This window comes from Listeria immobilis, assembly GCF_014322765.1.
In the GTDB taxonomy this organism is placed as follows: domain Bacteria; phylum Bacillota; class Bacilli; order Lactobacillales; family Listeriaceae; genus Listeria; species Listeria immobilis.
The window spans coordinates 21,742-41,634 of the sequence record NZ_JAASTZ010000005.1 but is presented as its reverse complement, the minus strand read 5'-3'; the positions used below and the strand labels follow the sequence as shown (position 1 = coordinate 41,634).

Annotated in this window: 18 protein-coding genes and 1 other annotated feature; of the genes, 15 read left to right on the top strand and 3 right to left on the bottom strand. The window is 35.0% G+C overall.

Annotated features, from left to right (window positions below; translation table 11 throughout):
- The first annotated feature begins 114 nt into the window (after positions 1–114).
- Positions 115–2,715: an ATP-dependent chaperone ClpB gene (clpB, locus tag HCJ50_RS04615; protein ID WP_185346701.1), complete on the top strand. Its 2,601-nt coding sequence runs from the start codon at positions 115–117 to the stop codon at positions 2,713–2,715.
- A 91-nt stretch (positions 2,716–2,806) separates the two neighbouring features.
- On the top strand, positions 2,807–3,496 hold the full coding sequence (gene gpmA / locus HCJ50_RS04610; RefSeq protein WP_185346703.1) for a 2,3-diphosphoglycerate-dependent phosphoglycerate mutase: 690 nt from the start codon (positions 2,807–2,809) through the stop codon (positions 3,494–3,496).
- Positions 3,497–3,585: 89 nt separating this feature from the next.
- Here gpmA and HCJ50_RS04605 read toward each other — a convergent pair whose 3' ends face one another.
- Complete coding sequence (locus HCJ50_RS04605; protein WP_185346705.1) at positions 3,586–3,774, bottom strand: YjzD family protein; 189 nt, start codon at positions 3,772–3,774, stop codon at positions 3,586–3,588.
- A 324-nt stretch (positions 3,775–4,098) separates the two neighbouring features.
- Here HCJ50_RS04605 and HCJ50_RS04600 point away from each other — a divergent pair, with 324 nt between their 5' ends.
- The 5 genes from HCJ50_RS04600 to HCJ50_RS04580 all read left to right on the top strand — a co-directional run bounded on the left by HCJ50_RS04600 (position 4,099) and on the right by HCJ50_RS04580 (position 8,694).
- The gene (locus HCJ50_RS04600; RefSeq protein ID WP_185346707.1) at positions 4,099–5,217 is read left to right on the top strand and encodes a GW domain-containing glycosaminoglycan-binding protein; all 1,119 of its coding nucleotides are present in this window, start codon (positions 4,099–4,101) and stop codon (positions 5,215–5,217) included.
- 122 nt (positions 5,218–5,339) lie between these two features.
- Positions 5,340–6,278 carry a 3-oxoacyl-ACP synthase III FabH gene (gene fabH / locus HCJ50_RS04595; protein ID WP_185346709.1) on the top strand — a complete coding sequence of 313 codons (939 nt, stop codon included), beginning with the start codon at positions 5,340–5,342 and terminating at the stop codon, positions 6,276–6,278.
- Between the two features lie 203 nt (positions 6,279–6,481).
- Complete coding sequence (fabF, locus tag HCJ50_RS04590; protein WP_185346711.1) at positions 6,482–7,723, top strand: beta-ketoacyl-ACP synthase II; 1,242 nt, start codon at positions 6,482–6,484, stop codon at positions 7,721–7,723.
- 118 nt (positions 7,724–7,841) lie between these two features.
- Positions 7,842–8,294, top strand: coding sequence for a MarR family winged helix-turn-helix transcriptional regulator (locus tag HCJ50_RS04585; protein WP_185346713.1), 453 nt, complete (start codon positions 7,842–7,844; stop codon positions 8,292–8,294).
- Complete coding sequence (locus tag HCJ50_RS04580) at positions 8,278–8,694, top strand: organic hydroperoxide resistance protein (RefSeq protein WP_185346715.1); 417 nt, start codon at positions 8,278–8,280, stop codon at positions 8,692–8,694. Before HCJ50_RS04585 ends, HCJ50_RS04580 begins: the two co-directional genes overlap by 17 nt.
- Positions 8,695–8,762: 68 nt before the next feature.
- On the opposite strand, the gene trpS is transcribed toward HCJ50_RS04580, so the two are convergent.
- Complete coding sequence (trpS, locus tag HCJ50_RS04575) at positions 8,763–9,758, bottom strand: tryptophan--tRNA ligase (RefSeq protein WP_185346717.1); 996 nt, start codon at positions 9,756–9,758, stop codon at positions 8,763–8,765.
- Positions 9,759–9,823: 65 nt separating this feature from the next.
- Positions 9,824–10,052 (bottom strand) — a binding site (T-box leader).
- 43 nt (positions 10,053–10,095) lie between these two features.
- Positions 10,096–10,437, bottom strand: a complete 342-nt coding sequence (locus tag HCJ50_RS04570; protein WP_185346719.1) for a DUF3899 domain-containing protein — start codon at positions 10,435–10,437, stop codon at positions 10,096–10,098.
- 621 nt (positions 10,438–11,058) lie between these two features.
- Between HCJ50_RS04570 and HCJ50_RS04565 the strand changes: the two genes are divergently transcribed.
- The 8 genes from HCJ50_RS04565 (at position 11,059) to HCJ50_RS04530 (ending at position 19,880) form a co-directional block, all read left to right on the top strand.
- Positions 11,059–12,738, top strand: coding sequence for a peptide ABC transporter substrate-binding protein (locus HCJ50_RS04565; RefSeq protein WP_185346721.1), 1,680 nt, complete (start codon positions 11,059–11,061; stop codon positions 12,736–12,738).
- Positions 12,739–13,021: 283 nt separating this feature from the next.
- On the top strand, positions 13,022–13,951 hold the full coding sequence (opp3b, locus tag HCJ50_RS04560) for an oligopeptide ABC transporter permease (protein WP_185346723.1): 930 nt from the start codon (positions 13,022–13,024) through the stop codon (positions 13,949–13,951).
- Positions 13,951–14,985 carry an oligopeptide ABC transporter permease gene (gene opp3C, locus HCJ50_RS04555; RefSeq protein ID WP_185346725.1) on the top strand — a complete coding sequence of 345 codons (1,035 nt, stop codon included), beginning with the start codon at positions 13,951–13,953 and terminating at the stop codon, positions 14,983–14,985. The genes opp3b and opp3C overlap by 1 nt, the downstream gene beginning before the upstream one ends.
- A 17-nt stretch (positions 14,986–15,002) precedes the next feature.
- A complete protein-coding gene (locus HCJ50_RS04550) occupies positions 15,003–16,079 on the top strand; it encodes an ABC transporter ATP-binding protein (protein ID WP_038407752.1) in 1,077 nt (358 codons plus the stop codon).
- Complete coding sequence (locus HCJ50_RS04545) at positions 16,076–17,038, top strand: ABC transporter ATP-binding protein (protein ID WP_185346727.1); 963 nt, start codon at positions 16,076–16,078, stop codon at positions 17,036–17,038. The genes HCJ50_RS04550 and HCJ50_RS04545 overlap by 4 nt, the downstream gene beginning before the upstream one ends.
- A gap of 320 nt (positions 17,039–17,358) precedes the next feature.
- Positions 17,359–17,754: a transcriptional regulator SpxA gene (spxA, locus tag HCJ50_RS04540; protein ID WP_003720569.1), complete on the top strand. Its 396-nt coding sequence runs from the start codon at positions 17,359–17,361 to the stop codon at positions 17,752–17,754.
- A gap of 231 nt (positions 17,755–17,985) precedes the next feature.
- Positions 17,986–18,639 (top strand): adaptor protein MecA, encoded by a 654-nt coding sequence (mecA, locus tag HCJ50_RS04535; protein WP_185346729.1) that lies wholly within the window; start codon positions 17,986–17,988, stop codon positions 18,637–18,639.
- 134 nt (positions 18,640–18,773) lie between these two features.
- A complete protein-coding gene (locus HCJ50_RS04530; RefSeq protein ID WP_185346730.1) occupies positions 18,774–19,880 on the top strand; it encodes a competence protein CoiA family protein in 1,107 nt (368 codons plus the stop codon).
- Positions 19,881–19,893 lie beyond the last annotated feature (13 nt).

Here is a 19,893-nt window from a genome sequence, read left to right as displayed (position 1 = left end):
TGGATTTTTTTCTATAAAAAAGATGGTTTTTATTAGACAAAAAGCATTTAAAATTCTATAATAATCTTAAGGTCAAAAATGGTCAAACTTATCTTTTATAAGGAGGACAAACTAATGGATTTACAAAAATTTACACAACAAGTCCAGCAAACAATTGCGGATGCGAAAAATCTAGCTATAGCATCAGAAAACCAAGAAATAGATGTAGCTCATATTTTCCAAGTCCTTTTAACAGAAAGTGATTTTACGAAACGAGTTTATGATGTAGCAGAAGTAGATACGGGTGCACTTCACCGTATAGTAGAAGATTCTTTGAAAAAAATTCCAGTTGTTTCTGGAAGTGGTGTTAATTACGGTCAGGCCATGAGCCAACCATTATTTCAATTAATAAGAGATGCTGAAAAAGAGCAAAAACAGTTGGAAGACGATTTTGTATCAACCGAACACCTTATCTTAGCTGTGATGGATCAAAAATCCAATCCAATCACTTTAGAACTAAAAAAACAAAATAAAACTAAAAAACAAATAAAAGAAGCAATTTTACAAATCAGAGGAGGAAAAAAAGTGACTTCCCAAAATGCAGAAGAAAACTATGAAGCATTACTCAAATATGGCCGAGATTTAGTGGCAGAAGTACGAAGCGGAAAACTTGATCCCGTTATTGGTCGTGACACAGAAATTCGTAATGTTATCCGGATTTTATCTCGAAAAACAAAAAATAATCCTGTGTTAATTGGTGAACCAGGTGTTGGTAAAACAGCAATTGTCGAAGGTTTAGCACAACGTATTGTTAGAAAAGATGTACCAGAAGGACTTAAAGATAAAACAATAATTTCGCTTGATATTGGTTCACTTATTGCTGGAGCCAAGTATCGTGGGGAATTTGAAGAGCGTTTAAAAGCTGTATTACAAGAAGTGAAGCAAAGTGATGGGCAAATTTTATTATTCATTGATGAAATCCACACGATTGTTGGAGCTGGTAAAACTGACGGCGCAATGGATGCCGGCAATATGTTAAAACCAATGTTAGCAAGGGGAGAGCTGCACTGTATTGGCGCAACAACTTTAGATGAATACCGACAATACATCGAAAAAGATGCAGCACTAGAAAGACGTTTTCAAAAAGTACTTGTTCCAGAACCAACTGTGGAAGATACTGTATCCATATTGCGCGGATTGAAAGAACGTTTTGAAATTCATCACGGCGTTAATATCCATGATAATGCTTTAGTCGCTGCAGCAAGTTTATCCAATCGTTATATCACAGATCGTTTTTTACCTGACAAAGCAATTGATTTGGTAGATGAAGCATGCGCTACGATTCGCGTGGAGATTGATTCTATGCCGAGTGAATTGGATGAAGTGACTAGAAAAGTAATGCAACTAGAAATCGAGGAAGCTGCTCTCAAAGAAGAAAAAGATCCAGCAAGCGAACGCCGTCTGGAAATACTTCAACGAGAACTAGCTGATTATAAAGAAGAAGCAAATAAAATGAAGTCCAAATGGGAAGCTGAAAAAAGCGAAATAAGTAAAATTCGTGAAGTCCGGGAACAAATTGATCATTTACGTCATGAATTAGAAGAGGCTGAAAATAACTATGACTTAAATAAAGCTGCTGAATTACGCCATGGTAAAATTCCAGCTGTAGAAAAAGAACTTTTAGCACTAGAAAAAGAAAACCGAGAAAAAACAGCTCAAGAGGACCGGATTTTACAAGAAGAAGTAACAGAAAATGAAATTGCAGAAATCGTCGGACGTTGGACAGGCATTCCAGTTACTAAGTTAGTAGAAGGTGAGCGCGAAAAACTACTAAAATTAGCAGACGTTCTTCATCAAAAAGTAATCGGCCAAGATGATGCAGTGAGACTCGTTAGCGATGCAGTTCTTCGTGCACGTGCAGGAATTAAGGACCCTAAACGTCCAATCGGATCCTTTATTTTCCTCGGACCAACTGGTGTAGGTAAAACAGAACTTGCTAAAGCGCTTGCCTTTAATATGTTTGATTCAGAAGATCATATGATTCGGATTGATATGTCTGAATATATGGAGAAACATTCAGTATCTAGACTTGTCGGAGCACCTCCTGGCTATATTGGCTATGAGGAAGGGGGGCAATTAACAGAAGCGGTTAGAAGAAATCCATATTCCATTGTACTTCTGGATGAAATTGAAAAAGCACACCCAGATGTGTTTAATATTTTACTCCAAGTATTAGATGATGGTCGTATTACGGATTCACAAGGTCGCTTAATTGATTTTAAAAATACCGTAATTATAATGACATCAAATATTGGTTCTAATTTACTTCTAGATAGAACTGAAAAAGGAGAAATATCACCTGAACTCGAAGAAGATGTGATGCAAATTTTACAAAGTGAATTTAAACCTGAATTTTTAAATCGTGTTGATGATATTATTTTATTTAAACCATTAACGCTAGCTGACATTAAAGGTATTGTAGAAAAACTAGTAGAAGAACTTCAAATCCGTTTGAAAGATCAAGAAATTAGTATAAGCATTTCAGACGCTGCAAAAGCATTTATTGCAGAAGAAGCATATGATCCAGTTTATGGTGCAAGACCGTTGAAACGTTATATCGTGCGCCATGTAGAAACACCACTAGCAAGAGAAATTGTTTCTGGTCAGGTTCTTCCGCATTCATCTGTAGAAATCGACCTCCTGGACAATGAATTTACATTTAAAGTGAGTGAATAACAAAACAAAAGGTTTGATGTTTAGTTTGAAAGGGAAAACTTTTGTTGGATTAGTCGTTTTATAATAGATGAAAAACGGAAGGATGAGGAAGATGAAACTAGTATTAATACGTCATGGCCAAAGTGAATGGAACAAATTGAATTTATTTACAGGTTGGCACGATGTTGATTTATCGGAAGAAGGCGTGATTGAAGCAAAAAATGCTGGAAAACGAATTAAAGAAGCTGGTTTAGAATTCGATGTAGCTTTTACTTCAGTATTAACAAGAGCTATTAAAACATTAAATTTTGTTTTAGAAGAATCCGACCAAATGTGGATTCCAGTAAATAAATCTTGGCGCTTAAATGAGCGACATTACGGAGCACTTCAAGGCCTAAACAAACAGGAAACAGCAGAAAAATATGGAGCAGATCAAGTCCAAAAATGGCGGAGAAGCTATGATACACTACCACCATTATTAGAAGAAAACGACGAAAGACAAGCAAAAAATGATCGTCGCTATCAGCTGCTTGACACACATGCGATTCCATCAGGCGAAAACTTAAAAGTAACATTAGAACGAGTTATTCCTTATTGGATGGATACAATTGCCCCAGAAATTAAAGAAGGAAAGCGCGTTGTTATTGCTGCACACGGTAACAGTTTGCGGGCCTTAGTGAAGTTTTTAGAGGGAATCAGCGACGATGAAATAATGGAGTTAGAAATTCCAACAGGTGTACCACTTGTATGTGAGTTAAATAATGAATTAAAGCCAGTAAATAAATATTACTTGGATAAATAGAAAAAGAGCCTCTTTCTAAGCTTAATAACTTAGAAAGAGGTTCTTTTTTTGAGTACATTACGCACTCTAGCTAACAGAAAGTTGGATGTTTACTTAAAGTCATAAACTTCGCTATCTTTAGGCATTAAGAAAGTGATTAAAATAATGAAGAAGGATAAGCCCGCCCCTAATATAAGAGCTCGTGTCATATCAAATGATACATATAACATGGAAGAAAGAACGAATTCTGCCATTAAAGAAAGGACGAATATCCAAAATACAGTCACCACGTAACGCATCCTTACACCTCATTTCATCTATTTCATAATATATTTTAGCATATAAAACTTGATTATCCAATCAAATCTCTTTAGAAAATAGGATTATCAGCAAATAGAGAGGATTAAGTGAAGCGATGGAGAATATAAATATTAAGAGCTAACAAAACGAATGTCATAATATTGTCAAATGTAAATAGCTATCCACAATTCCTTTCATACAGCCAATTAGCTTGCTTTATGATAAAACTTTCATCAAAAAGTTAGTAAGCTCTCAGATTTAAAATGCTAGAATGTAGAAGGTTAACAGAGACAGAGCCATTTAAATTGGGGGAATTAACTAATTTGGATAGGAAGTGCCGACTGATAATGAAAAAGAAATTCACACAAATTATACTAGCTAGCACAATCGTAAGTTCAACATTTTTACCTTTTGCTCATGCAGAGGAAGCTAAAGCAAGTCAAACTGCTACAAGCCAGTCAGGAATGACTTTATCACAACAACAATTTATTCAATCAATAGCAAGCGACGCACAAGATTTACAAAAAGAAGAAAAAATATTGACCAGCGTTACATTAGCACAAGCTATTTTAGAATCTAATTGGGGTAAGAGTGGATTATCAACAACAGGGAATAACTTATTTGGAATTAAAGGAAGCTATAATAGTGAATCTGTTTCGATGGGGACACAAGAATTTAGCGGAGGCAAAGCATACCATACTCAAGCAGATTTCAGAAAATATCCAGATAAGAAAGCATCTTTAGTAGACCATGCACAATTATTTGTTAATGGGGTGTCCGGCAATGCGAATTTATATGCAGCAGTTATAGGAGAGAAGGACTATAAGAAAGCAGCGTATGCTATTCAAGATGCTGGCTATGCGACAGATCCAGCATACGCAGAAAAGCTCATTTCAACCATTGAAAAGTATGATTTAAATAATTATGATAATGTATACGATACAGTAACCTCTACCGAAAAACAATTAGCTTATGCAGAAATAGCGAATCCACAAGAAACAATTTGGACAAAACCATACAACACTGAAGGCGCTGAAAAAGCAACTGATGCTAAACAATATCAAAATAAATCACTTAGAATTACTGATAAAGCAACAACCAAACAAGGAACTTGGTATAATCTGCAAGACCAAGGTAAACAAATTGGTTGGATTAATAGCAAGGCAGTAAAAGTTTTCTATACCCCTAAAAATGAAACAAATGTAAAACTAGATAAATATGTAACAGATTCGAACCAAAAAATTTATGCCTATCCCGTAGAAGATAATTCTAAAGTTATTTCTGCATTAAACGATTATAAGGGTCAGGAGTTAGATATTGATCGTCGTGCAGATGTGAAAAATGAATATTGGTATCGTGTGAAATCAGAGGATGGCAAGATTATTGGTTGGTCTAAAGCTAGCGGATTTGCAGAAAACAATCCAGAAAAAGTTGCGAAATAAAATAAAAATTGCAATCCAATTGCGTAATGAAGAGTTCTCTGTTAAAATTAGGACCAGGTCATAAAAAATATCCAGGAGAAATGAATATTTATCCTGATGTAGGTTGATATGGAGGAGAACACATGAACGCAGGAATTTTAGGAGTAGGTAAATACGTACCTGAAAGAATACTAACAAACTTTGATTTAGAAAAAATAATGGAAACATCTGATGAGTGGATTCGTACACGTACTGGAATTGAAGAAAGAAGAATTGCTCGTGATGATGAATATACGCATGATTTAGCATATGAAGCAGCAAAAGTAGCAATAAAAAATGCTGGATTAACACCAGATGATATTGATTTATTTATTGTAGCAACAGTAACTCAAGAAGCAACTTTCCCATCTGTGGCTAACATCATCCAGGATCGCTTAGGAGCAAAAAATGCAGCTGGGATGGATGTTGAAGCAGCATGTGCCGGATTTACTTTTGGAGTTGTAACAGCTGCTCAATTTATTAAAACAGGTGCTTATAAAAATATCGTAGTTGTAGGTGCAGATAAGTTATCGAAAATCACTAATTGGGATGATCGTGCAACTGCAGTTCTGTTTGGAGACGGAGCTGGTGCGGTTGTAATGGGACCAGTTTCTGATAATCGTGGCTTGCTTTCCTTTGATTTGGGTTCTGATGGTTCAGGTGGTAAATACTTGAACCTAGATGAAAACAAAAAAATCTATATGAATGGACGAGAAGTTTTCCGATTTGCAGTTCGTCAAATGGGAGAAGCATCATTACGTGTGCTTGAGAGTGCTGGACTTGAAAAAGAAGAATTAGACTTATTAATTCCACACCAAGCAAATATTCGGATAATGGAAGCTTCTCGTGAACGTTTGAATTTACCAGAAGAAAAATTAATGAAAACTGTCCATAAATATGGTAATACATCTTCATCCTCGATAGCCCTAGCTTTAGTTGATGCAGTAGAAGAAGGACGTATTAAAGAGGACGATAATGTGTTGCTCGTTGGATTTGGCGGCGGGTTAACATGGGGTGCTTTAATTATTCGTTGGGGTAAATAACTCACAAACTAAAAAAAGTAAAGTTGTCCTGACAATTATTTTAGTTAGGGCAACTCTTCTTTATTTATGTTATAATAAAACAGGCTTTTGGTTTATTTGTTTTGCACTATTTTTATTTTAAGTAAAGCCTTAATTCTATACTAGTTGCTGTCTATTAGACAGAAGTTGTTTTTTATGAAATGCAAAGATGAGGAGATGAGTAAATGGATAGAAGAAGAGTTGTTGTTACTGGCATTGGAGCCGTTACACCAATTGGAAATGATGCAGAAACTTCCTGGGAAAACGCCAAAAAAGGTGTGAATGGTGTTTCGGAAATGACAAGACTTAATCCGGATGATTTTCCGGTTAAAATTGCAGCAGAATTGAAAGATTTTGATGTTGAAAAATACTTAGAGAAAAAAGAAGCGCGTAAAATGGACCGTTTTACCCATTATGCTATTGCAAGTGCGGAAATGGCTGTACAAGATTCTGGCTTAGTTATTGATGATTCCAATGCTACTCGTGTTGGTGTTTGGATTGGTTCAGGTATTGGTGGCATGGAAACTTTCGAAACACAATTTGAAGTTTTCTTAAATCGCGGTCATCGTCGTGTTAGTCCATTTTTCGTTCCTATGATGATTCCGGATATGGGATCAGGTCAAGTTTCCATTCGTTTTGGAGCAAAAGGCATTAACTCAACAACTGTAACGGCTTGTGCTACTGCTACAAACTCAATTGGGGATGCTTTTAAAGTAATTGAACGTGGAGATGCAGACGCAATGATTACTGGTGGAGCAGAAGCACCAATTACAAAAATGTCTTTAGCAGGATTTACTGCTAACAAAGCATTATCTTTAAACCCAGACCCAGAAACTGCTTGCCGTCCATTTGATAAAGACCGAGACGGCTTTATTATCGGTGAAGGTGCAGGAATTGTTATTTTGGAAGAATATGAACATGCTAAAGCTCGTGGTGCTAAAATCTACGCAGAAGTTGTTGGCTACGGCGCAACTGGTGATGCATACCATATTACTGCTCCGGCTCCAGGTGGTGAAGGTGCAGCTCGTGCTATGAAGATGGCAATTGACGATGCTGGGCTTACTCCAGACAAAGTAGACTATATCAATGCTCATGGAACGAGTACCCCTTATAATGACGAATATGAAACACAAGCAATCAAAACTGTATTTGGTGAATCAGCTAAAAAGTTAGCTATTAGTTCTACTAAATCCATGACTGGGCATACGCTAGGTGCATCTGGTGGAATTGAAGCTATCTTTGCAGTATTAAGTATTCGTGATAATATTATTGCGCCGACAATTCATTTGAAAAATCAAGATGAAGTTTGTGATTTGGACTATGTTCCGAATGAAGCGCGTGAAAAAGAAGTAAATGTAGCCATGTCCAATTCTTTTGGTTTCGGTGGTCATAATGCAACATTAGTATTTAAAAGAGTTGAAGATTAAAAGGAAAAAAGCTTTACTTCCAAATTGGGAGTAAGGCTTTTTTTGAGCAATAAAATAGCTTTTTATTAATAGGTAGTATAAAATTAAATTGCGCACAACTTAAAAGGAGGAGAACATCATGGTTGCATCCAATCGCATATTAGAAGAGCAGCTTTGTTTTTCTGTTTATAATGCATCCAAACAATTTACAAGACTATATCGTGAAGCTTTAGAACCGTTTCAATTAACCTATCCGCAGTACATTAGTTTACTAGTTTTATGGGAAGGGAAAGAATTAATGGTATCTGAACTTGGTGTTAGATTAGGCTTAGATAGTGGAACTCTCACACCAATGTTAAAGCGGATGGAGCATTTAGGTTATGTCACGCGGAATCGTCATCCAAAAGACGAGCGCCGAGTGTACATCAAACCAACAGAAAAAGCGATAAAAATACAACCAGCTGTGCTTGAAAGCGTGGATAGATGCTTTCAACTACTAGATAACAACGAAAAAGAGTACACTCAATTACTTACAAAAATACAATCATTAACTAATCAATTAGGAGGAATAGAACATGAAAAAACTGTATGAAACATCCGTAATTAACACCGGTGGAAGAAGCGGTGAAGTACACTCACCTGATAATGTATTTTACTTTGATATTGCAGCGCCAAAAGAATTAGGTGGCGATGGCGGTGGAGGAACGAATCCAGAGCAATTATTTGCAGCTGGATATGGCGCTTGTTTTAATAGTGCTTTAGAATTGGTACTTGGAAAAGCAGGTATTGACGCAAAAAGTACAGTAACAGCAACTGTGAGCTTGTATAGTGATCCTGAAGATAATGGTTTTAAACTAGGTGTTTTACTAGAAGGTACAATTGAAGGCTTGGATGAAGAAAAAACAGAAGCTTTACTAAAAAAAGCACATGAAGTTTGTCCATATTCGAAGGCAACACGAGGTAACATCGATGTGGAAATTAAAGTAGGCTAATTTACTAATAGATATATATAGCAAAAACCCGTATGAAAGTGTTTATTCATACGGGTTTTTGCTATTATTTATTTTCTGCGTTTTCGGCCAAGACCAACGCCATTTTCCATTTTTTTCAAGGTTTTATTAGCTACACGTGCTGCTTTCTCTGCACCTGCATCCAGAATGTCATCGAGCTCTTCTGATTCCAAATACGCATGGTATCGTTCTTGAATCGGAGTAAGTTCAGCAACAACAATTTCTGCTAAATCAGTTTTAAAGTCGCCGTATCCCTTACCTGCATATTTTTTTTCTATACTAGAAATTGTTTCGCCTGTAATAACAGAATAGATGGTTAATAGATTTGAAATACCAGGTCTTTCTTCTTTGTTATATTCAATAATTCCACTAGAATCAGTAACAGCACTTTTAATTTTTTTAGTGATTGTTGCTGGTGGATCAAGTAAAAAGATAGCATTTTTTAAATTAGCATCTGATTTACTCATTTTCTTTGTTGGATCTTGAAGAGACATTACACGTGCACCTTGTTTAGGTATAAATACTTCTGGCATTGTAAAAATATCAGCATGTTTTTTATTAAACCGTTCTGCTAAATCACGAGTTAATTCAATGTGTTGTTTTTGATCTTCACCAACAGGAACTAAATTTGTTTGATAAAGTAAAATATCAGCTGCCATTAAAGGTGGGTAGGTTAATAGCCCAGCACTGACACCAGCTTTCCCATCTGACTTATCTTTAAATTGAGTCATGCGCTCTAATTCACCAATATAAACATTACATTGTAAAATCCAAGCAGCTTGTGCGTGTGCGGCAACTTCTGATTGAATAAATAATGTAGCTTTTTCAGGGTCAAGTCCAACAGCTAAATAAAGTGCAGCTAAATTTCTTGTTTGTTGTCGTAATTTTAATCGATCTTGAGGAACTGTAATGGCATGCTCATCGACAATACAATAAAAACATTCATATTCATCTTGAAATTGACCAAATTGTTTTAAAGCACCAATATAATTCCCTAAAGTTAACTGCCCACTAGGTTGAATTCCGGAAAATATTACTTTTTTCATGTGTATTCCTCCAATTTATTCACTGATTGCGAAAATAAAAAAACCGTCCATCCCAACAAATGAATGTTAGGGACGAACGGTTATCCGCGGTGCCACCCTAAGTACCAAAAAGGCTCTTAGCAATAGAAAAACTCTATTAAAGAAGATAACGGTCTTTAGCCGCTATTTGCTACTAAATTTCGCAAACAGTCCTCAGAAGCCCATTCGATTTTGCGCTTTATCTGTTTTCACCAACCACAGACTCTCTATTTTAAAAGCAACAAAATGTACTACTCTTCTTATTAACGCATCAGTTATATTACTTAATATTTTATCAGTTTACAAAACAGCTTGTCAATTAAAAAAATAAACATAAAATACTGGATAGCATTACTAGAAGCGCGCTGATTAAAATACCTGCATATTGAAGACCTACAAGTTCTGACAGCATCATATCAGAAAACTCACTTTCTTCTTCACGTTTGATTTTTCGAGATATATTCCTAAATCCATTATGAACCCGGTCCAGAAAACCACTTCTCATTATATAAACAAATAATCCAATAAGCAATGTAATTAGTGATACAAGAAAAGAAATATCTATATAACCGCGTAAACTAACCCCATTTTTGCCGAAAAGTAGGATTCCAAAAATAATTCCCTCTTGAATAAGAGTGTAAATCGAAATTCTTAAAAACATTTTCTCACCTCTAATTAAATTTCATAATTCACTCTATCACAATTTGCCGTTAAACACTATATGATAGAAGAAAGCTATCACGCAATGTGAGAAATTCAATCGTTGTATGGAAAATAAGCTAGCAACTGTCTTTACATATTATTAACAGAAGAATCCCATTATATCAACGTTTTTGGAATTTATTACAAAATTTAATTAAATTTTTGGTATTTTTATCTAGACAACAGCCCAAAAAAAGTATATAAATATAATAATCCTTTAAAATTTAAAGGGGTTCGATATTTTTTCTTATACGAAAAAGAAACTTCTTCCTGTATTTCTAGAATTGGCTAAGTTAATTGGAAATTTATCTATGTAAATGGTTATTTTTCTGAAAACTTAATAAAAAGGTTTCGTAAAGTATACATAATTAATTCAAGTTATTGCAAAATAGTGGATAGCGTAACAGTCTCTGTTCAGATTTTTCACGCAATTTCAATTTTGCCATAATATTTTAATAACTTGTATCTTTCATCCTTGTTTTCATTTATCTTGTAAAAATAATTTACAAAGCCAGAATTCTTAGAGTATAATAGGTATCGAAACAATTTTTCAGAAAAATAAAAAAGGGAGGTCTACTTAGTGAAAAAATCTAAATTATTTCTTACACTTGGATTAACACTATTACTAAGCTTAGTCTTGGTAGCATGCGGAGGCGGATCTGATTCCAAATCTGACGATAAAAAAGGCTCAGACTCAGGTAAAGCTTCAGGAGAACAAGTACTTAACTTAACAGAAAGTGCATTAATTCCTTCTGCAGACAGCACAAAAGCGGATGACCAAGTTGGTTTAAATGTAGTTAACCAAACAAATGAAGGTCTATATGCGCTTAATAAAGATGGTATTCCTGCCATTGCAGGTGCTGCTGAAGAGCCGAAAATAAGTGATGACAAAACAGTTTATACTATTAAACTTCGTGAAGATGCAAAATGGTCAAACGGAGATCCTGTAACTGCAAATGACTATGTTTACTCATGGCGTCGTGCAGTTGACCCTAATACTGCTGCAACATATTCTTACCTATTTGCTGCAATCAAAAACGGTGAAGAAATTGTAGCTGGCACGAAAAAACCTGAAGAATTAGGAATTAAAGCAGTAGATGATTATACTCTAGAAGTTACTCTAGCAAAACCAACTGCATACATTAATTCACTATTTGCATTCCCAACTTTCTTCCCACTTAACGAAAAATTCGTTGAAGAAAAAGGCGAAAAATATGCACAAAATAGTGATAACATGTTATTCAATGGACCTTTCAAGTTGAAAGACTGGACTGGAACAAATAAAAAATGGACTTACGTAAAAAATGATAGCTACTGGGATAAAGACAAAGTTAAGTTGAAACAAATCAACGTACAAGTTGTTCAAGATTCCGGTACTGGACTTAACCTATACAATACTGACAAAGTAGATCGTACTCTACTAAGTGCTGAATACGCAGCGCAAAACAAAAACAACAAAGATTATGTAACAGTAAATGATTCTTCTACTTTCTATATTAAATACAACCAAAAACGTGCTGGTAAAGATACAGTATTTGCAAACAAAAATATCCGTAAAGCGATATCTCTTGCAATTGACAAACAATCTTATACAGACACAGTTCTAAAAAACGGCTCTAAACCTGCTAATAACTTAGTACCAGAAGGATTTACTTTTGATCCAGGTAACAAAGAAGATTACACAAAAGAATCTGGTCCACATTTGGAATATAATGTAAAAGAAGCACAAAAAGCATGGAAAGCTGGTTTGAAAGAACTTGGAGTTTCAGAAATCACAGTTGAATTTACTAGTGATGATACTGAGAATGCAAGAAAATCTTCTGAATTCATTCAAGCTCAATTAGAAAAGAATTTAGATGGTCTTACAGTTAAACTGAAAAACGTACCATTTAAAGTACGTTTGCAAGATGACCAAAACCAAGATTATGATTTCTCAATGAGCGGTTGGGGTCCTGACTATCAAGATCCATCCACTTTCCTTGATTTATTCGTAACTGATGGTGCACAAAACAGAATGAGTTACTCTAACAAAGACTACGACAAGATTTTAAATGATGCTTCAGTAACATATGCAGCTGACGATCAAAAACGTTGGGATGAAATGGTTAAAGCAGAACAAATCCTACTTACGGAAGATGTAGCTGTTCAACCACTTTATCAACGTTCTAATGCATACTTGCAAAAAGACTACATTAAAAACTTGCAAAAAAATCCATTTGGTCCTGATTACACTTATAAAGAAACATACTTGACTAAATAAAATAATTAATTAGTCTTTAAGAAAATGCTTAGCGGAAAGAGAGAGTATATTTCGATATGCTCTCTCCTTTTGCTGATGATTTTCATGTGTTATAATTAAAAATTAAAGTATCCTTTTCTAGATTTTCTAGAACCTAACATTCGAAAAATGAAGTTTTTTTCCTAACTAATTTGCCATGTTGCAATAAAAGTTTAGAAACAAAGAAAAAGGCTCACTAAACTTGCGAATTTGGTTAGGAATAACTTTTTTATATATTTATTTATACTGGGAGGTGCAGAGATAGATGGTTAAATATACGTTAAAAAGAGTATTATATATGCTTATAACGTTATTCATCATAGCTTCAGTTACGTTTGTTCTAATGAAATTTTTACCTGGTACACCTTACCGTAATCAGGAGAAGCTATCCGACGAACAAATTCATATGATGAATGAAAAATACGGACTAAATGATTCAATTCCAGTCCAATATTTTAATTATATGACAAATTTGGTTAAAGGAGACCTAGGTGTTTCTTTCCAACTTGATAATAGACCAGTGTCCGAAATTTTAGGTGCACTAATTGGCCCTTCTGTCCAATTAGCACTAGAGGCAATGGTTTTTGGTGTTATATTTGGGATATTGCTTGGGGTGGTCGCGGCCATGTATCAGAATAGGTGGCCGGATTATACGAGTACATTTATAGCAATATTAGGAAAGTCAGTACCATCGTTTGTTTTTGCGACTGTATTACAATACTGGTTTGGAGCAAAATTACAATGGTTCCCAGTAGCCGGATGGGGGACTTTTGCAGATACGATTCTGCCGGCATTTGCGTTAGCGATGTTCCCACTTGCAACAGCTGCTCGATTTATGAGAACAGAACTAATTGATGTTTTTGCATCTGACTATGTTTTATTAGCTAAGGCAAAAGGGAATAGCCGCACTGAAGTAGCAATAAAACATGCGATTCGTAATGCACTTATTCCTTTAATTACCGTTTTAGGACCATTGTCAGTTGCATTAATGACTGGGTCTCTAGTTATTGAAAATATTTACAGTATTCCAGGTATTGGTAGTCAATTTGTATCTTCCATTCAAACGAATGATTATCCAGTTATTATGGGGACTACATTACTATTTGCTGTTATGTTAGTATTTATTATCTTAGTAGTGGATATTCTTTACGGATTGATTGATCCGCGAATCCGTGTGTCTGGAGGTAGAAAATAATGGCAGAACACAAAATTGCAAAAGAAAGATTTCAACCAGCGCACATTCTTGAAGCAGAAGCAGAGAAAATTAATCGACCAAGTTTAACTTTTATGCAAGATTCTTGGCTTCGAATTCGTAAAAATAGAGCGGCCTTAGTTTCACTTATTGTTTTAGCGCTTGTAGTTATTATGGCGATTATTGGTCCTTATTTATCACAAAACTTAGGTCCAGATCATAATGTAAATAGACAAATTACTGAAAATGCGAGTCTTCCTCCAAAAGTTCAAGGGTTTGATAATATGCCATTTTGGAATGGTCATCAATCAATTGGTGGGGAAGATGTCGATATTTATAAACAAAATAATATTAAAGAAGGCACTTACTACTGGTTAGGTAGTGATACGCTAGGTCGTGACCAATTTGCTCGTATTTGGGCTGGTACACGAGTATCTCTTATTATTGCAGTTGTTGCAGCACTCTGCGACCTTGTAATTGGGGTTGCTTATGGTTTAATTTCTGGGTACATTGGAGGTCGTGTTGATAACTTTATGCAACGTGTGCTAGAAGTTATTGGTGCAATTCCAAACTTAGTTGTTGTTATTTTAATGATGTTGATATTGGATCCAGGAATGCTTTCAATCATCATCGCAATTGCGATAACGAGTTGGATAACTATGGCCAGGGTAGTCAGAGGACAAGTCTTAAAGCTGAAAAACCAGGAATTTGTTATGGCTTCTATGACATTAGGTGAATCGACACCAAAAATTCTTATAAAACACTTAATACCAAATATTTCTGGGATTATTATCATTAATATTATGTTTAGTATTCCTAGTGCGATTTTCTTTGAAGCCTTTTTAAGCTTTATTGGATTAGGTCTTCCAGCGCCAGCCGCATCTCTAGGGGTCTTGGTCAATGATGGATATAAAACATTACAAGTATTGCCGTATATGATACTTTATCCATGTATCGTGTTATGTATTATCATGATTGCATTTAACCTGATTGCAGACGGCTTACGCGATGCCTTTGATCCTAAAATGCGCGATTAAAAGAGAGGTGAGGAATTATGGAAAAGCTATTAGAAGTGAAAGATTTAAATATTTCATTCCACACATATGCTGGAGAAGTAAAGGCAATTCGTGGAGTTAATTTTGATTTGTATAAAGGTGAAACATTAGCGATTGTTGGAGAATCTGGTTCTGGTAAATCAGTTACAACAAAATCAATTATGCGTTTACTTCCGGAAGGTAATTCAGAAATTAAAAGTGGTCAAATCTTGTTTAATGGAATGGATATTGCTAAAGCACACGAAAAAGAAATGCAAAAAATTCGTGGAAAAGATATAGCAATGATTTTCCAAGATCCAATGACATCACTAAATCCTACGATGACAATAGGAAAACAAATTTCTGAACCACTTATTAAGCACCAAAAGATTAGCAAATCAGAAGCTCGTAAAACAGCATTACGCCTGCTTCAATTAGTTGGAATTCCAAATGCAGAAGAACGAATTAAACAATATCCTCACCAATTTTCTGGTGGGATGCGTCAACGTGTTGTTATTGCAATTTCGCTTGCTTGTAATCCGCAAATTTTGATTGCTGATGAACCAACAACGGCACTAGATGTAACAATTCAAGCTCAAATTTTAGATTTAATGAAAGATTTACAGAAAAAAATCGATACATCAATTATTTTCATTACCCATGATCTTGGTGTTGTAGCAAATGTTGCAGACCGGGTTGCTGTTATGTACGGTGGTAAAATTGTGGAAATTGGTACGGTTGATGAGATTTTCTATAATCCACAACATCCTTATACTTGGGGACTGATTAGTTCTATGCCTACACTGGATACAGATGATGAAGAACTATTTGTTATTCCAGGTACGCCTCCTGATTTGCTACACCCTCCAAAAGGAGATGCATTTGCTGCACGTAATAAATATGCGATGCAAATTGACCTTGAAGAAGAGCCACCACTATTTAAGGTGTCTGATACACATTATGCGGCTACATGGTTACTTCACCCAGATGCACCTGAAGTAACGCCTCCTGATGCTGTACTACGTCGCCAAGAACAGTTTGCGGAACTTCATCCTGGCATGCAAGCTGTCCATGCGAAAGGGGTAGAAGTAGAATGACAGAACAAAAGGAAAAATTATTAGAAATTCATAATCTAAAGCAATATTTTAATCAGGGGACTGCAAGTGAAGTACGTGCTGTTGATGATATTTCTTTTGATATTTATAAAGGTGAAACACTTGGTTTAGTAGGTGAATCTGGTTGTGGTAAGTCAACTACTGGTCGTACTATAATCCGTTTATATGATGCTACTGGTGGAGAAGTTATTTATAATGGTAAAGATGTGCATGCACGTAAAAACCGTAAAGAAATGCTTGAATTCCGCCGTAAAATGCAAATGATTTTCCAAGATCCATATGCGTCATTAAATCCGCGTATGAAAGTAAAAGATATTATTGCAGAAGGTATCCGTATTCATGGACTTGCTAAGACGCCGGAAGATACAAATCAACAAGTATATGATTTGCTTGAAACGGTTGGTTTAAGTAAAGAACACGCTGGTCGTTATCCTCATGAGTTTTCTGGTGGTCAACGTCAACGTATTGGGATTGCCCGCGCGCTTGCTGTTCAACCTGAATTTATCATTGCTGATGAACCTATTTCGGCTCTTGATGTATCTATCCAAGCACAAGTAGTTAACTTATTACGCCAATTGCAAAAAGAAAAAAATCTAACATACCTATTTATTGCCCATGATTTATCCATGGTTAAATATATTAGTGACCGAATCGGCGTAATGTATTTTGGTAAATTGGTAGAGTTAGCACCGGCAAATGATTTATATCATGCGCCATTACATCCTTATACAGAATCGCTTTTATCCGCAATTCCTCTACCAGATCCAAATTATGAACGGACTCGTGTGCGTAAAGCATATGATCCAACTTCTCATAATTATAAAGATGGCGATGAAATTAAAATGCGTGAAATTGCTCCTGGACATTTTGTTTATTGTTCAGAAGAAGAAGAAGTAATGTATAAAGAAAAACATGCTAAATTATCAGCAGCTACTAAATAATGAATAAGCCTTCATTGAATATTATTTCGATGAAGGTTTTTTATAGGAAATTGAAATTTCTCATCGAATTCTCATAAAAAAGCTATTTTTTTCATGTGATTTTAGTTTAAACAAGTTATAGTAGGGGTATCATATACATAACGGCTTGCTAACAATGGTTTTACATATTTGGAAAGAAAAAATTTAAAAATAGTATATAGAATTTCACAAAATTAGTGTATAATGAAGTGTAAGTTCTTTAATGAATTTTCCAAATAGAGATATTGCTAGAATTTCGTTATATGAATGAAACAATACCCGATAAGGAGTGTGAATGTCTAATGGTAACGTTATACACTTCACCTAGTTGCACATCTTGCCGAAAAGCTCGTGCATGGTTGGAAGAACATGATATCCCTTATAAGGAAAGAAACATTTTTTCTGAGCCACTTAGTTTGGATGAAATTAAAGAAATTCTTCGTATGACTGAGGATGGAACAGATGAAATTATTTCCACTCGTTCAAAAACTTTCCAAAAGTTGAACGTGGATTTAGATAGCCTTCCTTTGCAACAACTATTTGAATTAATCCAGAAAAATCCTGGCTTATTACGACGTCCTATCATTATTGATGAGAAACGTTTGCAAGTTGGGTACAATGAAGATGAAATTCGCCGTTTCTTACCGCGCCGAGTACGTACGTATCAATTACGTGAAGCGCAAAAAATGGTTAACTAAGATTGATAAAAGTGGTTGCCGAGGATTCCATTCAATTGGATTCTTGGCGCTTTTTTTGTAATTCGAGTTATTGTTCTTGTGTTTTTTTAGTTTTTCAGCTAATATAGTAATCCACCATGAAAATTCAAGAAAAAATGGTGGTACTATTTTCTATTATGAGCTACAATGAATTTAACCAATTAAGTTTTACCCTTCATTGTCAAAGACTAACTAGGAAGGGAGAGTGTGACGATGGAAATTGAACGAATTAATGAAGATACTATCAAGTTTTATATCTCTTATCTGGACTTAGAAAAGCGAGGTTTTAACCAAGAAGATGTTTGGTATGATCGCGAGAAAAGTGAAGAACTTTTCTGGGATATGATGGATGAGCTAAAATATGAAGAAGAGTTCTCTCCAGAAGGTCCGCTCTGGATACAAGTCCAAGCTTTAAAACATGGTTTAGAAGTATTTGTAACAAAAGCTACAATTGGCGGAAAAGGTGAAGGTGGCTTCGATGTCACACTTAATTCCCCAGATGAGCTTGCAGAAGAAAAAATCGAAAAACTACTTGAAGAAAACTTCAATCCAGTGAAGAAAGAAATGCTTGGAGAAGATGATACGTTAGAGTTTATTTTAGAGTTCCGTGATTTTGAGGATGTTATTTCTTTATCACGTGCGACAGGATTAGAAAATCTGGTAACGAAACTTTATTCTTATCAAGAGAAGTATTATTTGAATGTAGAATTTCCTGAAAATAAGTATGATGAATCCAACATTGACAATGCCGTTAGTATTTTGCTTGAGTACGGTTTAGAGTCGAATTTAACTGGTTATATGCTAGCAGAATATGGCAAAATCATTTTTGATGTTCCTGCATTACAGCAAGTAAGACAATACTTTTAAATCAATATTTTAAGACCCGTTTTGGCTGAAAAAACAGCTAGACGGGTCTTTTTTATGATTTTAAAAAATTAGCAGGAAAATGGTTAGTTATTGTCGAATAATATTAGTAAAGAGCTAATAGGAGTGTGTAGATTATGTTTACAGCAAGAAACGACCAAGGAGAAACATTTACTATTACTAAAATGAATGTAGCCCGTATTCGACAAGAAAATCAATTGTTTTGTAAGGCTTGCTCAAGTCCGGTGATGATTAAAGCTGGTGAAATTAAAATACCACATTTTGCACATGAAAAATCAACTAAATGTGCTTTTGCTTCAGAAGGTGAAAGTGAGCAACATTTGCTTGCTAAAAGCCAACTTATGTCCTGGTTTTGTTATCAAGGTATTCCGATTACAGTAGAATGTTACTTTCCAAAGATTGCTAGACAAGCAGATGTGTTTGTTAACAATAAGTCAGTAATTGAATTTCAGTGCTCCTCCATCCCAATAAGTGAGATGATTAGACGTACAATGGATTACGTATCAATTGGTTTAGATGTACACTGGATACTAGGACAAAATGTAAAAACAGTGAAAGGACGAATTTATCTTACGGCATTCCAACTAGCGTTTTTACAAGTAGACTCACAATTAGGCTATCATTTTTGGCAATATTCTCCTGAAAAAGAAATTTTTACATTATATTACCACCTAACATTTGAAAAAAGAAATGCTTTCTTTGCTAGTGAGATGCAATTTTCACTAAAAGAAAATTTAAATGAATGTAAACAAAAAATCAGTCGAATTACTTCAAGACATGCTTATGTAAAAAGAGATCGATTGCTTGAACGTGAGAAAATTTGTTTTTATTATGCTAAATTTAAAAAACATGGTCAGTTTATGAAAAGAGTGTATAATGCAGGTTATTATTTGCATTATTTGCCAAAAGAAATTGGCGTGGATTTAGAATCTCAATTCTTAGTAATTACACCTGCTATAGAATGGCAATTTGATTTATGGGATATTTTTTTTAATAGGCTTGAAAAAGATGATACATTTAGTGAAGTTTATTTTTTAGAAAAATTTCAGTTAGTAGTTAAAAAAGTGCATACAATTTGGCTCCCATCTGATGAATACTTAAAGTTAGGAAAAGCTTATCTATCTTATTTAATTCAGGTGGGAGTTCTTTCCACAATTCCAGATAATCGCTACCGAGTAAAACGTGTAATGGCATGCATCCATAAATCAATTTCAGAACTTTAATCATCTGTTTTGC

Bases quoted from the DNA above. Each gene is read 5' to 3' on its own strand.
- opp3b (WP_185346723.1), top strand. From the start codon at position 13,022: ATGGTTAAATATACGTTAAAAAGAGTATTATATATGCTTATAACGTTA.
- HCJ50_RS04550 (WP_038407752.1), top strand. From the start codon at position 15,003: ATGGAAAAGCTATTAGAAGTGAAAGATTTAAATATTTCATTCCACACA.
- HCJ50_RS04570 (WP_185346719.1), bottom strand. From the start codon at position 10,437: ATGTTTTTAAGAATTTCGATTTACACTCTTATTCAAGAGGGAATTATT.
- fabH (WP_185346709.1), top strand. From the start codon at position 5,340: ATGAACGCAGGAATTTTAGGAGTAGGTAAATACGTACCTGAAAGAATA.
- clpB (WP_185346701.1), top strand. From the start codon at position 115: ATGGATTTACAAAAATTTACACAACAAGTCCAGCAAACAATTGCGGAT.
- spxA (WP_003720569.1), top strand. From the start codon at position 17,359: ATGGTAACGTTATACACTTCACCTAGTTGCACATCTTGCCGAAAAGCT.
- mecA (WP_185346729.1), top strand. From the start codon at position 17,986: ATGGAAATTGAACGAATTAATGAAGATACTATCAAGTTTTATATCTCT.
- HCJ50_RS04605 (WP_185346705.1), bottom strand. From the start codon at position 3,774: ATGCGTTACGTGGTGACTGTATTTTGGATATTCGTCCTTTCTTTAATG.
- HCJ50_RS04545 (WP_185346727.1), top strand. From the start codon at position 16,076: ATGACAGAACAAAAGGAAAAATTATTAGAAATTCATAATCTAAAGCAA.
- HCJ50_RS04530 (WP_185346730.1), top strand. From the start codon at position 18,774: ATGTTTACAGCAAGAAACGACCAAGGAGAAACATTTACTATTACTAAA.
- trpS (WP_185346717.1), bottom strand. From the start codon at position 9,758: ATGAAAAAAGTAATATTTTCCGGAATTCAACCTAGTGGGCAGTTAACT.
- HCJ50_RS04585 (WP_185346713.1), top strand. From the start codon at position 7,842: ATGGTTGCATCCAATCGCATATTAGAAGAGCAGCTTTGTTTTTCTGTT.
- gpmA (WP_185346703.1), top strand. From the start codon at position 2,807: ATGAAACTAGTATTAATACGTCATGGCCAAAGTGAATGGAACAAATTG.
- HCJ50_RS04580 (WP_185346715.1), top strand. From the start codon at position 8,278: ATGAAAAAACTGTATGAAACATCCGTAATTAACACCGGTGGAAGAAGC.
- opp3C (WP_185346725.1), top strand. From the start codon at position 13,951: ATGGCAGAACACAAAATTGCAAAAGAAAGATTTCAACCAGCGCACATT.
- fabF (WP_185346711.1), top strand. From the start codon at position 6,482: ATGGATAGAAGAAGAGTTGTTGTTACTGGCATTGGAGCCGTTACACCA.